Consider the following 13,386-nt stretch of genomic DNA (forward strand, 5'->3'; position numbering starts at 1 on the left):
CGTTTCTCCCGGCTCTCGTAGCTCTCTCGGCTCTCTCCCGATCCCTCAGACGTCGAAGACGGCCGGGTCCGGACCGATCCGGCGGCCCGCCGGGCCCGAGCCCAGCGCGTCCAGCGCGGCGATGTCGGCGGCGTCCAGCTCGAATCCGAAGACGTCCGCGTTCTCCCGGATGCGCGCCGGGGTCGCGGACTTCGGGATCACGATGTTCCCGTGCTGCAGGTGCCAGCGCAGCACCACCTGCGCGGTGCTGCGACCGTGCTTGGCGGCGATCTCGGCCACCGCCGGGAGCGTCAGCAGCTCCTTGCCCTGGCCCAGCGGGGACCAAGCCTCCGTGGCGATCCCGCGCTCGGCGTGCAGCGCGCGCAGCTCGGCCTGCGGGAACAGCGGGTGCAGCTCGATCTGGTTCACCGCCGGGACCAGCGGGCTCGCCGCCGCGAGCCGCTCCAGGTCCGCCGGGCGGAAGTTCGACACGCCGACCGCCTTGGCCCGGCCGCTCGCGGCGATCTCCTCGAACGTCTTCCAGATGGAGACGAAGTCGTCGCGCATCGGGCGCGGCCAGTGGATCAGGTACAGGTCGACGTAGTCGAGACCCAGCTTGCCGAGCGAGTCGTCGAAGGCGCGCAGCACCTCGCCGCGGCCCCACTCGCGCGACGGACCGTTCCACAGCTTGGTGGTGACGAACAGTTCCTCGCGCGCCACCCCGGAGGCGGCGACCGCCTTGCCGGTGCCGGCCTCGTTGCCGTAGACGGCCGCCGTGTCGACGCTGCGGTAGCCCGCCTCCAGCGCGGCCCCGACGATCCGCTCCGCCTCCGCGTCCGGCACCTGCCAGACCCCGAATCCGAGCTGGGGCATGAGCGTGCCGTTGTTGAGCTTGACGGTGGGGATGGTGGGGACCTGGCTCACGTCTGGATCGTTCCCTCGGGTCGGCGGTAGCGCGTCGTACGAGGGGCCACAACCGGCCCCTCGTACGACGTATTCCCGCCTCCCGCGCATGATTCACGCCGCGCCCGGAGAGGTCCCGAGATAGGCCTCCCGTACGAGCGGGTTCGCCCGTACCTCGGCCGCCGTGCCCTCGGCGAGGACCGTCCCGAGGTCCAGTACGACCACCCGTGCGCACAGCTCCATCACGAAGCCCACGTCGTGCTCGACCAGCAGCACCGCGCAGCCCTCCTCCCGTGCCAGCCGCCGCACGACCGCCGCGAGCTGCTCGCGCTCGGGGGCCGACATGCCGGACGCCGGTTCGTCCAGCAGCAACACCCGCGGCGGATCGGCCACCGCACGCGCCAGTTCCACCATCCGGGCCTGCCCGACCGGCAGCCCGCCGGCGTACGAGGCCCCGAGCGTCCCGATCCCGCAGTCGGCCAGTACCCGCTCGCCCCGCTCCCGGCGGGCCCGCTCCCGGGCCCGCCGGGCCGGGAAGGCGACGAGATCGGCGGCGAAGCCGCCCCCGCCGCCCCGCCACTCCTGCGCCACCAGCACGTTGTCGGCCACGCTGAGCTGGCCGAACAGTTGCCGGCGCTGGAAGGTCCGGCGCATCCCGTGCCGCGCCCGCCAGACGGGGGAGCGGCGGGTGATGTCCACCCCGTCCAGCAGCATCCGCCCCCGGTCCGGCCGCCGGATCCCGGACAGGACGTCGAACAGCGTGGTCTTCCCGGCCCCGTTCGGCCCGATCAGCCCGCACACCTCGCCCGCCCGGGTCCCGAGATCCACCCCGGTCAGCGCCCTGACACCGCCGAACCGCACGCTGACGCCGCTCGCCCGGAGCACGTATCCGTCGCCGCTCATGTCGCCATCCCCAGATAGGCCTCGGTGAGCCGGTCCGCCTCCACCTCGGCCCGCGGGCCGCACCAGGAGACCCGGCCCTGGGAGAGGTAGGCGACGGTGTCCGCGATCCCGAGGACCTCGGCCGCCTTCTCCTCCACCAGCAGGAGCGCGGTCCCGGCGTCGCGGAGCTCGGCGAGCAGCGCGTACACCTCCTCCACCACGCGCGGGGCCAGCCCGAGCGAGGGCTCGTCGGCGATCAGCACCTGCGGGGGCCGCTGCAGCAGCGGCGCCAGGGCCAGCATCTGCTGCTCGCCGCCGGACAGGGCTCCGGCGGCCACCCCGCGCCGCTCGCCGAGCCGCGGGAACCGGTCGTAGACGGCGGCCCGGGCGTCGGCCTCCCCCAGGTACAGGGCCAGGTTCTCCTCGATGGTGAGCGACGGGAAGATCCCGCGCCCCTCGGGGGCGAGCAGCACCCCGGCCCGGGAGCGCCGCACGGCGCCGTCCCGCGTGGCGTCCCGCCCGTGCACGCGTACCTCGCCGTCGGTGACGGGCAGCAGCCCGGCGGCCACCCGGCAGGCGGTGCTCTTCCCGGCCCCGTTCGGGCCCAGTACCGCGAGGATTTCCCCCCGCCGCACGGCGAGATCGACCCCGTGGAGCACGAGCCCCCCGTCGTACCCGGCGGTCACGGAACACAGCTCCAGCGCGGGCACGGACGCGGGCCGCGTGGCCGGGGCGGGCCCTGCGGGGCTCGCCCCCACCCCGCCCTTTCGCCGCTTCCCGGGGCTCCGCCCCAGACCCCGCGCCTCAAACGCCGGCGAGGCTGATGAATGCCGCTGCGCGGCATTTCCAGCCCGCGCGGCGTTTGAGCGCACCGGGTGCGCAGCGTCGGGCGCGGGGCTGGGGGCGGAGCCCACAGTTTGGGGAGGGGGCGGGGTGGGGGAAAGCCCCGCAGGGTCCCCGGCCCGGGCCCGGCGCCGGGCGAGCCGCACCGGTACGGCCGCGCAGTACCCGTCCGGATCGTTGGCCAGGGCCAGCCCCGCAAGGCCGAACAGGATCACCGGCAGATGCGCCGACGACGTCACGTAGTCCGACAGCAGCCGCGGGGCGACCGCGAACACCAGCCCGGCCACCACCGCGTACTGCGGCCGCCGGACACCCGCCGCCACCACGACCGCCAGCCACACCAGCCCCGCCATCGCCGTGAAGTCCGTCGCCGTGATCCGGGTGTTGAACGACGCGTACATCACGCCGCCGAACCCGGCCAGCCCCGCCGACAGCGCGAACAGGACCAGCTTCGTGCGCAGTACGGACACGCCGGAGGCCATCGCGGCCGCCGGGGCCGACCGTACGGCCAGCATCGCCCGCCCCGACGGGGAGCTGCGCAGCGCGCTCAGCCCGGCGGCCACCACGGCGACCAGGACCACCAGGGCCACCCCCAGCGCCCGGTCGTCGGACAGGTCCACCGGCCCGAACACCGGCCGCGGGACCGGCCATCCCGAGTCCCCGTTGCGCAGCCACCGCAGCTGGAACAGCACCTGGTCGGCGAGGAACGCCAGCGCCAGCGTGGCCAGGGCCAGGGACCGCCCGCCGAGCCGCAGCGCCGGCAGCGCGACCAGCGCCCCCAGCAGGGCGGCGGCGCACGTACCCACTGCCAGTGCCGCCACGAACGGCCAGCCCCGGCTCATCAGCAGGCCGGCCACCAGCGCGGCCCCGGTCACGAACGTGCCCTGGGCCAGCGAGACCATCGCCCCCAGCCCGGTCACCACGGTGAAGGACATGAACACCAGCGCGACGGCCAGCCCCTGGGCCAGCAGCCCGCTCCAGAAAGGGGTGGTCACGGTGTAGAACGCCACGCACAACAGCCCGGCGCCGCCTGCCCACACCCCCCACCGCCGCCCCCAGGAGGCCCCGGCCAGATGGTCCACCGGAGGTTCGTCCACGGCCGCGACACCCGCCGTCCGCGCCCGCCGGGTCAGTACCAGCAGCCCCCCGAACAGGATCAGGAAGGGCACCGCCGTGCGGAACCCCGTGATGCCCTCGGCGAACGACGCGTACCCGGCCACGAGGTTCTGCAGTACGCCGAGCCCCAGCCCGCCCGCGAAGGCGAGCGGCACGGACGCGAACCGTCCGATGACCGCCGCCGTCGCCGAGACGAACAGGAACAGCGTGAAGTCGTGCGCGGACAGCCCCAGCAGCGGGGTCGCCAGCACCCCCGCCAGCCCGGCCAGCGCCGACGCGATCATCCAGGCCACCGACGACAGCCGGTCCGCGCTGATCCCGCGCAGCTCGGTCAGCGAGCGGTTGTCGACGGCCGCCCGCAGCCGCAGCCCCAGCCGGGTGTGCCGCATCAGTACCCACAGGGCCACCGCCACCACCGCCGTCGCCACCCAGGTGATCAGCTGGTCGGAGTCGATGCCGACGCCCTGCGCGAGCTGCCAGGACTTGGCCGGGCTCGGCCCGGCGCCCGGCAGCCCGAACTGGTTCTCGGCGGGTTTCACCGGCGCGCCCGCGTCCGCCAGCAGCTCCACGGCCCACAGCCCGGCGGCCGGCAGGGCCACGAGCAGCCCGATCGTCGCCACGATCTGCGCCGTCTCGCCGACCCGCGCGAGCCGCCGGAACATCAGCCGGTCCAGACCCCAGCCGAGGCCGGGCGCCAGTACGCACACCACCAGCAGCGCCGCGGGAACGGCCGGCCAGCCCAGGCCCGAGTGCAGCTCGTAGAAGGCGAGCGCGCACAGGTAGGCGGTGGCCCCGTGCGCGAAGTTGAACAGCCCGGACGCCGAGTACGACAGCACCAGCCCGGTGGCGAGCAGTGCGTACAGAGCGCCGGAGACCAGCCCGCTCAGCACGAAGACCAGCAGATCTCCCATCCCGTCCCCCGATCCCTAGGTGAAGGGGACGGGTTCGTAGCACTTGAACGGGACGGCGACCTCGTACGTGCCGCTCTTCAGCTGGACGAGCGCCCCGCAGCCGAAGCTGTCCTTCTGCCCCTTGGGCTCCGCCCGGTCGCCGACGAGCGTGCCGGTGTCGGAGAAGGTCTGGGCGGCCTGCTGGAAGGACTCGACCGTCATGTCCTTGCCCGCCTTCTGCGCGATGGACACGAACAGGTCGGCCGCCATGTACCCCGTCATCACGTGCATGCTGAGCGGTACTTCCTGGCCTCCCGACGCGGCCTTGATGTCGGCCTTGAACTGGGCCATCTTCGGGCTGTCCGACTCGAAGGGCTCGAACTGCAGCAGCACGTACACCCCGTCGAGCGCCTGCTTGGTGGCGTCCTTCGCGAGCAGCCCGGGGTCGTAGTCGGTGGGGTCGGAGAGCAGCCCCTTGTAGCCGCTGCGCTTGAGCGCCGTGAACAGCCCGATGTTGTTGGGGGTCTGCATGACGGAGACCACGGCGTCCGGCGCCTTGCCGCCGTTGCTCTCCAGGATCTCCTTCACGTACGCGGACCAGTCGCTCGGCACGGCGGTGGCGGGCACGGAGGCCTTGGCGTAGGACACCGTGAAACCGGCGCTGGTGAAGCCCTGCTGGAAGGTCCGGATGCCGAACTTCCCGGCGTCGCTGTCGTTCGCGATGACCGCGACGGACTTGCCCCGGGCGCCGCCGAGGACCGCGGCGATGCCCTCGGGCCAGGTCTGGTTGAGGGTGCCTCCGGGGGTGGGGACCAGGCAGCCGTTGAAGCCGTAGATGTACTTGGGCCCGCAGAAGGAGGGCAGCGTGCCCCAGCCGAAGGTGGGGACCTTCTCCTGCTCCAGGAAGTCGGAGCCCGAGAAGGTCACCGAGCTCATCGGGGCGACCGCGAAGACCTTGTCCTGCTGGACGAGTTTGCGGGCGGCCGCCATGTTCTTCGCGGGGTCCTGGCCGTCGTCCTCCGCGCCGAGGTAGTCGATCTTGCGGCCGCCCACGCCTCCCTCGGCGTTGGCTCTCAGGTACCGGGCCTTGGCGCCGAGGTCGGTGTCCTTCTTGCTGTAACCGCTCGCGCTGGTCATCGACACGATGCCGCCGACCTTGACCGAGTCGGCGGTCAGCCCGCGGCGGCTCCCGGGCGCGTCTTTCGCCCCGCCCTTGCCGCTGCCGTTCGTGGAGGCGGAGTTGCAGGCGGAGACGAGCGCGAGGGCCGCCGCCGCGACGGCCAGGGTGCGGATCGGTCGCAACATCTGGAGATCCCCTCCGGTCGGAATCCCCGCATTCTGTGCGTGACCTGACGGATCGTCAATATCAACGGCAAGAGTGAAATGACGAACCGTCAGATGGGGTGGGAAGGGGCGCGCTCACGACTGGTAGAGGGCCGCGACCTCCGTCGCGTACGCCTTCTCGATCGCCCGGCGCTTGAGTTTCAGGGAAGGAGTCAGCAGCCCCCGCTCCTCCGTGAACTGCTCGCCGAGCACCCGGAAGGTGCGGATCGCCTCCGCCTGCGAGACCAGGGTGTTGGCGGCCACCACCGCCCGGCGGACCTCCGCCGTCAGGTCCGCGTCGTGCACCAGCTCCGCGGCCGGCCGCTGCGCCAGGCCGCGCATCGACAGCCAGTGGGCGATCCCCTCAGTGTCCAGGGTGATCAGGGCCGCGATGTACGGCCGGTCGTTGCCCACCAGCACGCACTGCGACACCAGCGGATGCGAGCGGACCCGCTCCTCCAGCGCGGTCGGCTGGACGCTCTTGCCGTTGGAGGTCACCAGGATCTCCTTCTTGCGGCCGGTGATGGTGAGGTAGCCGTCCTCGTCCAGCCGCCCCAGGTCCCCGGTCGCCAGCCACCCGCCGCGCAGGACCGCGTCCGTGGCGGGCGGGTCGTTGAGGTACCCGGCGAAGACGTGACCGCCGTGCAGCCAGACCTCCCCGTCCTCCGCGATGTGCACCGTGCCGCCGGGGATGGGCGGGCCCACCGTGCCGTACTTCGTCGCCCCCGGCGGATTCGCGGTGGCCGCCGCGGACGACTCGGTCAGGCCGTACCCCTCGAAGATCGTGATCCCGGCGCCGTCGAAGAACAGCCCGAGGCGGCGCGACATCGCGGACCCGCCCGACATGGCGTGCCGCACCCGGCCGCCCATCGCCTCGCGGACCTTGCCGTACACGAGCTTCTCGAAGAGCTGGTGCTCCATCCGCAGCCCGGCCGAGGGGCCGGGGCCGGTGCCGAAGGCCTTCTCCTCGCGCGCCTCCGCGTACCGTACGGCCGTCTCCACCGCCCGGTCGAAGGCGCCCGTACGCCCCTCCGCCTCGGCCTTGCGGCGCGCGGCCGCGAAGACCTTCTCGAAGACGTACGGGACCCCGAGCACGAAGGTCGGCCGGAACGCGGCCAGGTCCGGCAGCAGCTCGGCCGCCGCCAGTACGGGCTGGTGCCCGAGCTTGACCCGGGCGCGGACGGCGGCCACCTCCACCATCCGCCCGAAGACGTGCGCCAGTGGCAGGAACAGCAGGGTCGACGGCTGCTCGCCGGGGCCGGCCTGGAAGACGGACTCCCAGCGGCTCGCCATGGTGTCGGCCTCGAACATGAAATTGCCGTGGGTGAGGACGCAGCCCTTGGGGCGGCCGGTGGTGCCCGAGGTGTAGATGACGGTGGCGACCGAATCCGGGGTCACGGCGCCGCGGTGGCGGTGCACGACGTCCTCGGCGACCCCGCGGCCGTCGGCGACGAGGCCGTCCAAGGCCCCCGCGTCGAGCTGCCACAGAAGCCGCAGGAGGGGAAGCCGGTCGATGACCGAACCCACCGTCATGGCCTGGTCCTCGTTCTCGACGACGCAGGCCGTGCAGGCGGAGTCGGCCAGGATCCAGTGCACCTGCTCGGCGGAGGAGGTCGGGTAGACGGGGACCGGCTGGGCGCCGATCGCCCACAGGGCGAAGTCGAAGAGGGTCCACTCGTACCGGGTACGGGACATGACGGCGACCCGGTCGCCGAACCGTACGCCCTGGGCCAGCAGGCCCTTGGCGAGCGCGAGCACCTCGGCGGCCAGTTCGGCGGAGGTCACGTCCCGCCAGACCCCGTCCGTCTTGCGGCCGAGCACCACCCGGTCCGGCTCCTCGCGCGCATGCCGGAAGACGACGTCGGCCAGGCCGCCGACGGGCGCGTCGGTGACGACGGGTGGGACGGTGATCTCGCGCAAGGGTCCCGCTCCTCTCCGTGCGGCGCGGCGACGCTACCCCACGTCGCAGGGCAGTTGATCAGCCCGCGGATACCTCCACAAGACCTCCTCAGCGACCTTCTCGTAGGCCGGGCCCGCGGTCAGGCCGTGCGGCTGAGGCGGTCCGCGCCCGAGAGGACGGCCGAGGCCAGGGCTTCGGCGGGCGCGGAGGCCCGGGCCCCGCGCAGGAGGGCGAACTCGACCGGTCCGAGCTCCGGCAGCCCGCCGACCCGGACCAGGCCCGGCGGGATCAGCCCACGGGTGTGCGCCATCACGCCCAGCCCGGCCCGGGCCGCCGCGATCAGACCGCTCAGGCTGCCGCTCGTACAGGCGATCCGCCAGGCCCGGCCGTCACGCTCCAGCACCTCCAGCGCCCGCGCCCTGGTGATCCCCGGCGGCGGGAAGACGATCAGCGGAACCGGTCGCTCCGGGTCCACCCGCAGTCCCTCCGCCCCGATCCACACCATCCGGTCCCGCCACACCAGGCGCCCCCGTTCGTCCCCCGGCCCCCGCCGCTTCGCCAGCACCAGGTCCAGGCGTCCCGCGTCCAGCCGTTCGTGCAGCGTCCCCGAGAGCTCCACCGACAGTTCCAGGTCCACCTCGGGATGCTCGTGCCGGAACCCCTCCAGAATCTCCGGCAGCCGCGTCAGTACGAAGTCCTCCGAAGCCCCGAAGCGCAGCCGCCCCCGCAGCCGGGTCCCCGTGAAGAAGGCCGCCGCCCGTTCGTGCGCCTCCAGGATCGTGCGCGCGAAACCCAGCATCGCCTCGCCGTCCTCCGTCAGCTCAACGCTGTGCGTGTCCCGGACGAACAGAGGCCGCCCGGTCGCCTCCTCCAGCCGCCGCACGTGCTGGCTGACGGTGGACTGCCGTACGCCGAGCCGCCCGGCGGCCTGGGTGAAGCTCAGCGTCTGGGCCACCGTGAGGAACGTACGCAGCTGGACAGGGTCGTACATACCGCCCATGCTAGCCGCGCTCATCGGGATACGTGATGACAGTGAGTGCGGTGTGCGGGTTTCCCGATCACGACCCACCGCCGACCATGAACGGGTGAGCACCCTGCACAAGCGCCGCCCGCACCTCCCCGCCGAGCTGCCCGTCGACCCGTACGTACTGGCCCTCCTCGGCACCGTCGGCCTCGCCGCCCTGCTCCCCGCCCGCGGCCAGGCCGCCACCGTCGCCGACGGGGCCGCCACCGCGGCTGTGGCCCTGCTCTTCTTCCTCTACGGAGCCAGGCTCTCCACCCGCGAGGCCCTCGACGGCCTGCGCCACTGGCGGCTGCACCTCACCGTGCTCGTCTGCACCTTCCTCCTCTTCCCCCTCCTCGGCCTCGCCGCCCGAGGGTTCGTCCCCACCCTTCTCACGCCCCCGCTCTACAGCGGCCTGCTCTTCCTCTGTCTGGTCCCCTCGACCATCCAGTCCTCCATCGCCTTCACCTCGATCGCCCGCGGCAACGTCCCGGCCGCGATCTGCGCGGGCTCCTTCTCCAGCCTCGCGGGCATCGTCCTCACCCCGCTGCTCGCCGCGGCCCTGCTCGGGAGCAGCGCGGGCGGCTTCTCCCTCGACTCCCTCCTCAAGATCGTTCTCCAACTGCTGCTGCCCTTCCTCCTCGGACAGCTCCTGCGCCGCTGGGTCGGCGGCTTCCTCGTGCGCAACAAGCAGGTGCTCGGCCGCGTCGACCGCGGCGCGATCCTGCTCGTCGTCTACGCCGCCTTCAGTGCGGGCATGGCCGCCGGCATCTGGCACCAGGTGAGCGTCCCGCGCCTCGGCGCCCTGCTGGCGGTGGAGGCCGTACTGCTCGCCGTGATGCTCCTCGTCAGCTGGTACGGGGCGAGGCGCCTCGGCTTCGGCCGCGCGGACCGCATCGCCATCCAGTTCGCCGGGTCGAAGAAGAGCCTCGCCGCCGGACTCCCCATGGCCAGCGTGCTGTTCGGGGCCCAGGCCGGTCTCGCGGTGCTCCCGCTCATGCTGTTCCACCAGATGCAGCTCATGGTCTGCGCGGTCCTCGCCCGCCGCCGCGCCGCACGGACGGAGCCGGCCGGACACGGCGAACTCCCCGTCGGCCGTGTGGCGGAGGTCTCGCCGACGGTCCAACACCCCTGCGCACGGGCCCGGTAACGTTCGGCGGTGACCTGGATACGCCCGCTCGCCGCCCACACCGAACGCCCCTGCACCCTGGTGGTCTGCCGCGGCTGCTGCTGCGGCGACCCCCGCAAGAACCCCGGCTCCGACCACGCCGGCCAGCTCGCCCGGCTGCGCGAGGCCGCCGAGGCCTCCGGGGGCCGCCTGGCCGTCCGTACGAGCGAGTGCCTCGGCCCCTGCGCCCAGGCCAACGTCATCGTGGTCCAGCCCACCACCGAGGCCCGCCGCCGCGGCGCCCGCGCCGCCTGGTTCGGGTGGGCCCTGGACGACACCGCGACCGACGAGATCATCGCCTGGGCCGAATCCGGCGGCCCGGGCTCCACCCCGGTCCCGCCCACCCTGGACCTCCACCGCATAGAGCCGCCCGAGCCCAAGCGGGCCCCGAACTCCACCCGCCGCGGCCGCCGGGCCCGCTAGTGGAAGAGGCGACCCGTGCGGGTTTTCGGGCGACGAGGTCAGGACACCGCGCCGCCGGGGGCGCACAGCCGCTGGGCGAACTCACACGCGGTTTGCAGATCGGTGGCGTTGGGCCGCCGCTTGTTGATACCGCCGGCGAGCCTGAAGGGCCCCCAGGTGTCGAAGCCGCGGCAGGAGAAGCTGTCGGTCACCACGAAGCCCTTCTCCTGGAGGAGTTGGATCAGAGGCCCGGCGAAGGGGCGCAGGGGTACCTCGGGTAGACCGCTCGTGGCGAAGACGAACGCTCGCCCGTATCCGCCCCGTGGAAGCGAGCGCACGAAGCGCAGCAGGTCAGGGTGGAGCTTGCCGTAGAAGACCCCCGAGCCGAAGCCCACGAGGTCGCAGCCGGCGAGCGTCACCGCGTCGGCCTCCCCCGCGGAAACCACGCGCGCTCCCAGTACCCGGCCCATGACATCGGCGACCTTCCGGGAATTGCCGTGGGATACCGATGTGCACACGATCAGCTTCTTCATGCGAACACGCTCCTCACTGTCTCTCGCTTCACGTACAAGGAGGACCGTGTCGGAGCGGTGGATGTGACATCACGCGAGTGTGACCGCCATCACCGCCCGGTAGCCACCGGCGGAACCGGCACCAGGTCTCAGCGGGTGATCCGTTCCTCGCCCGCGTAGATGTTCATGTTCGGGCCCCGCAGGAAGCCGACCAGGGTCAGTCCCGAGTCCAGGGCCAGGTCCACCGCGAGCGAGGACGGCGCCGAGACCGCCGCCAGCACCGGCACGCCCGCCATCACGGCCTTCTGGGCCAGCTCGAAGGAGGCCCGGCCGGACACCAGCAGGACCGCTCCGGCCAGCGGGAGTCGGCCTGCCTGGAGCGCCCGCCCGACGATCTTGTCCACCGCGTTGTGCCGGCCCACGTCCTCCCGCAGGTCGACCAGCTCGCCCTGGGCCGTGAACAGCCCGGCCGCGTGCAGCCCGCCCGTGCGGTCGAAGACCTTCTGGGCCGCGCGCAGCCGGTCCGGCAGCTCACCGAGGAGATCCGCGGAGATCCGTACCGGGTCGGCGGCCGTCCCCGGGAAGCGGGTCGCCGTACGGACCGCGTCCAGGCTGGCCTTGCCGCACAGGCCGCAGGAGGAGGTGGTGTAGACGTTCCGCTCCAGTGTGATGTCCGGCACCGGCACCCCGGCGGCCAGCTGCACGTTGACCACGTTGTAGGTGTTCGACCCGTCTTCCGTGGCGCCCTCGCAGTAGGTGACGGCCTGGACGTCCGCCGCGGAGGCGAGCACGCCCTCACTCACCAGGAAGCCCACCGCCAGGGCGAAGTCGTCGCCCGGGGTCCGCATCGTGATCGCCAGCGGCTTGCCGTTCAGCCGTATCTCCAGCGGCTCCTCGGCGACCAGCGTGTCCGGACGGACCCCGGCCACGCCGTTCCGGATCCGGACGACGCGACGGCGCTCGGTGACCCGTCCCATGGTGATCAACCCACCCCTTCAGTTCTTGCCGTGCATCCGTCCGAATCCGGCTGCATCCGACAATCTTCATTGTCGCGGTTCCGCTTCCCGCAGCGTCCCCGGCAGGTGGATCCTCGGGAATCTCCAAATTCCGGTGCCGGAATCCTGTCGGGTTACACGCACATGTACCCATCAGTAGCAGGCAAAGCTGGGTGATCCTGCACTTCCGTACAAAGGGGGACCCCGCCCATGACCGGTTCACGCGTGGTGGCGCTAGGGCACTACCAGCCCGCGAGAGTGCTCACCAACGAGGACCTCGCGGCCATGGTCGACACCACGGACGAGTGGATCCGGTCCCGGGTCGGCATCAAGACGCGCCACATCGCGGGGCCGGACGAACCGGTCGACGAGCTGGCCTTCCACGCCGCGGGCAAGGCCCTGGCCGGCGCCGGCCTGACCCCGGACGACATCGACCTCGTCCTGGTCGCCACCTCCACCGCGATCGACCGCTCGCCCAACATGGCCGCCCGCGTGGCCGCCAAGCTGGGCATGGGCGGCAGCCCCGCCGTGATGGACCTCAACGTCGTCTGCTCGGGCTTCACGCACGCCCTGGCTACCGCGGACCACGCGATCCGGGCCGGCTCCGCCACCCGAGCCCTGGTCATCGGCGCCGACAAGATGGCCGAGATCACCGACTGGAGCGACCGCACCACCTGCGTGCTCACCGGCGACGGCGCGGGCGCGGCCGTGGTCGAGGCCAGCGCGGAGGCGGGCATCGGGCCGGTGCTGTGGGGTTCGGTCCCCGAGATGGGCAACGCCGTCCGGATCGAGGGCTCGCCGCCGGTCTTCGCGCAGGAGGGCCAGTCCGTGTACCGCTGGACCACCAGCCAGCTCCCGCCGCTCGCCCGCAAGGTGTGCGAGAAGGCCGGGGTCCTCCCCGAGGAGCTGGCCGGGGTCGTACTGCACCAGGCGAACCTGCGGATCATCGAGCCGCTCGCCGCCAAGATCGGCGCCGTCAACGCGGTCGTCGCCCGCGATGTCGTCGACTCCGGCAACACCTCGGCCGCCAGCATCCCGATGGCCCTGTCCAAGCTGGTGCAGCGCGGCGAGATCCCGACCGGCGCGCCCGTCCTGCTCTTCGGCTTCGGCGGCAACCTCTCCTACGCGGGCCAGGTCATCCGCTGCCCGTGACCCCGGCGGCGCGCCCGTGACGTACGCGGTGACGTACCCGACGGCCGCAGCGAGACGCTTCGTCTCGCTGCGGCCGTCGGTGCATGCGTGCAGGTCAGCACGGCGTGGCGGGCGGCGGCCGGTCGGATAAGTGGTCGGAGCCCCGCCGATCCTTTGCTATTGTTGTCCATGTCGCCGCGGGAAACCGGGGCCGACCACCTAGTCCGGGTGGCGGAATGGCAGACGCGCTAGCTTGAGGTGCTAGTGCCCTTTATCGGGCGTGGGGGTTCAAGTCCCCCCTCGGACACAGATCGGCGAGGGCCGTGACTCCAGGAGTCA

11 protein-coding genes and 1 tRNA gene are annotated in these 13,386 nt (G+C 72.6%); 4 read left to right on the forward strand and 8 right to left on the reverse strand.

The genetic code is table 11. The annotated features are described in order from the left end of the window. Nucleotides 1-45: 45 nt before the first annotated feature. The 6 genes from ACFYOB_RS16385 to ACFYOB_RS16410 all read right to left on the reverse strand — a co-directional run bounded on the left by ACFYOB_RS16385 (nucleotide 46) and on the right by ACFYOB_RS16410 (nucleotide 8,827). On the reverse strand, nucleotides 46-852 hold the full coding sequence (locus tag ACFYOB_RS16385) for an aldo/keto reductase (RefSeq protein WP_388560723.1): 807 nt from the start codon (nucleotides 850-852) through the stop codon (nucleotides 46-48). A gap of 144 nt (nucleotides 853-996) precedes the next feature. Next, entirely contained in the window at nucleotides 997-1,785 is a 789-nt protein-coding gene (locus ACFYOB_RS16390; RefSeq protein WP_388560351.1) for an ABC transporter ATP-binding protein, read from the reverse strand. After that, on the reverse strand, nucleotides 1,782-4,634 hold the full coding sequence (locus ACFYOB_RS16395; protein ID WP_388560353.1) for an ATP-binding cassette domain-containing protein: 2,853 nt from the start codon (nucleotides 4,632-4,634) through the stop codon (nucleotides 1,782-1,784). The genes ACFYOB_RS16390 and ACFYOB_RS16395 overlap by 4 nt, the downstream gene beginning before the upstream one ends. Before the next feature lie 15 nt (nucleotides 4,635-4,649). After that, nucleotides 4,650-5,918, reverse strand: a complete 1,269-nt coding sequence (locus tag ACFYOB_RS16400) for an ABC transporter substrate-binding protein (protein ID WP_388560354.1) — start codon at nucleotides 5,916-5,918, stop codon at nucleotides 4,650-4,652. Nucleotides 5,919-6,032: 114 nt separating this feature from the next. Then, nucleotides 6,033-7,856 carry an AMP-dependent synthetase/ligase gene (locus ACFYOB_RS16405; protein ID WP_388560356.1) on the reverse strand — a complete coding sequence of 608 codons (1,824 nt, stop codon included), beginning with the start codon at nucleotides 7,854-7,856 and terminating at the stop codon, nucleotides 6,033-6,035. 119 nt (nucleotides 7,857-7,975) lie between these two features. Then, nucleotides 7,976-8,827 carry a LysR substrate-binding domain-containing protein gene (locus ACFYOB_RS16410; protein WP_388560358.1) on the reverse strand — a complete coding sequence of 284 codons (852 nt, stop codon included), beginning with the start codon at nucleotides 8,825-8,827 and terminating at the stop codon, nucleotides 7,976-7,978. A 94-nt stretch (nucleotides 8,828-8,921) separates the two neighbouring features. Here ACFYOB_RS16410 and ACFYOB_RS16415 point away from each other — a divergent pair, with 94 nt between their 5' ends. Further along, nucleotides 8,922-9,989 carry a bile acid:sodium symporter family protein gene (locus ACFYOB_RS16415; protein WP_388560360.1) on the forward strand — a complete coding sequence of 356 codons (1,068 nt, stop codon included), beginning with the start codon at nucleotides 8,922-8,924 and terminating at the stop codon, nucleotides 9,987-9,989. Between the two features lie 9 nt (nucleotides 9,990-9,998). Continuing rightward, a complete protein-coding gene (locus tag ACFYOB_RS16420) occupies nucleotides 9,999-10,430 on the forward strand; it encodes a (2Fe-2S) ferredoxin domain-containing protein (RefSeq protein WP_388560362.1) in 432 nt (143 codons plus the stop codon). Between the two features lie 38 nt (nucleotides 10,431-10,468). Here ACFYOB_RS16420 and ACFYOB_RS16425 read toward each other — a convergent pair whose 3' ends face one another. Continuing rightward, a complete protein-coding gene (locus tag ACFYOB_RS16425; protein WP_388560363.1) occupies nucleotides 10,469-10,942 on the reverse strand; it encodes a flavodoxin family protein in 474 nt (157 codons plus the stop codon). A gap of 128 nt (nucleotides 10,943-11,070) precedes the next feature. Then, nucleotides 11,071-11,898: a formate dehydrogenase accessory sulfurtransferase FdhD gene (fdhD, locus tag ACFYOB_RS16430; RefSeq protein WP_388560724.1), complete on the reverse strand. Its 828-nt coding sequence runs from the start codon at nucleotides 11,896-11,898 to the stop codon at nucleotides 11,071-11,073. A gap of 228 nt (nucleotides 11,899-12,126) precedes the next feature. On the opposite strand from fdhD, the gene ACFYOB_RS16435 reads away from it, so the two are divergent. Both ACFYOB_RS16435 and ACFYOB_RS16440 read left to right on the forward strand, forming a co-directional pair. Next, nucleotides 12,127-13,068: a beta-ketoacyl-ACP synthase III gene (locus ACFYOB_RS16435; protein ID WP_388560365.1), complete on the forward strand. Its 942-nt coding sequence runs from the start codon at nucleotides 12,127-12,129 to the stop codon at nucleotides 13,066-13,068. Nucleotides 13,069-13,269: 201 nt separating this feature from the next. Continuing rightward, nucleotides 13,270-13,354 (forward strand) — tRNA-Leu (locus ACFYOB_RS16440). Nucleotides 13,355-13,386: the final 32 nt, after the last annotated feature.

The sequence above is a fragment of the Streptomyces sp. NPDC006463 genome, from assembly GCF_042870715.1.
In the GTDB taxonomy this organism is placed as follows: Bacteria; Actinomycetota; Actinomycetes; order Streptomycetales; family Streptomycetaceae; genus Streptomyces.

Excerpts from the sequence above, each read along its gene's own strand:
- fdhD (WP_388560724.1), bottom strand. The coding sequence starts at position 11,898 with ATGGGACGGGTCACCGAGCGCCGTCGCGTCGTCCGGATCCGGAACGGC.
- ACFYOB_RS16425 (WP_388560363.1), bottom strand. The coding sequence starts at position 10,942 with ATGAAGAAGCTGATCGTGTGCACATCGGTATCCCACGGCAATTCCCGG.
- ACFYOB_RS16385 (WP_388560723.1), bottom strand. The coding sequence starts at position 852 with ATGCCCCAGCTCGGATTCGGGGTCTGGCAGGTGCCGGACGCGGAGGCG.
- ACFYOB_RS16390 (WP_388560351.1), bottom strand. The coding sequence starts at position 1,785 with ATGAGCGGCGACGGATACGTGCTCCGGGCGAGCGGCGTCAGCGTGCGG.
- ACFYOB_RS16435 (WP_388560365.1), top strand. The coding sequence starts at position 12,127 with ATGACCGGTTCACGCGTGGTGGCGCTAGGGCACTACCAGCCCGCGAGA.
- ACFYOB_RS16410 (WP_388560358.1), bottom strand. The coding sequence starts at position 8,827 with ATGTACGACCCTGTCCAGCTGCGTACGTTCCTCACGGTGGCCCAGACG.
- ACFYOB_RS16400 (WP_388560354.1), bottom strand. The coding sequence starts at position 5,918 with ATGTTGCGACCGATCCGCACCCTGGCCGTCGCGGCGGCGGCCCTCGCG.
- ACFYOB_RS16395 (WP_388560353.1), bottom strand. The coding sequence starts at position 4,634 with ATGGGAGATCTGCTGGTCTTCGTGCTGAGCGGGCTGGTCTCCGGCGCT.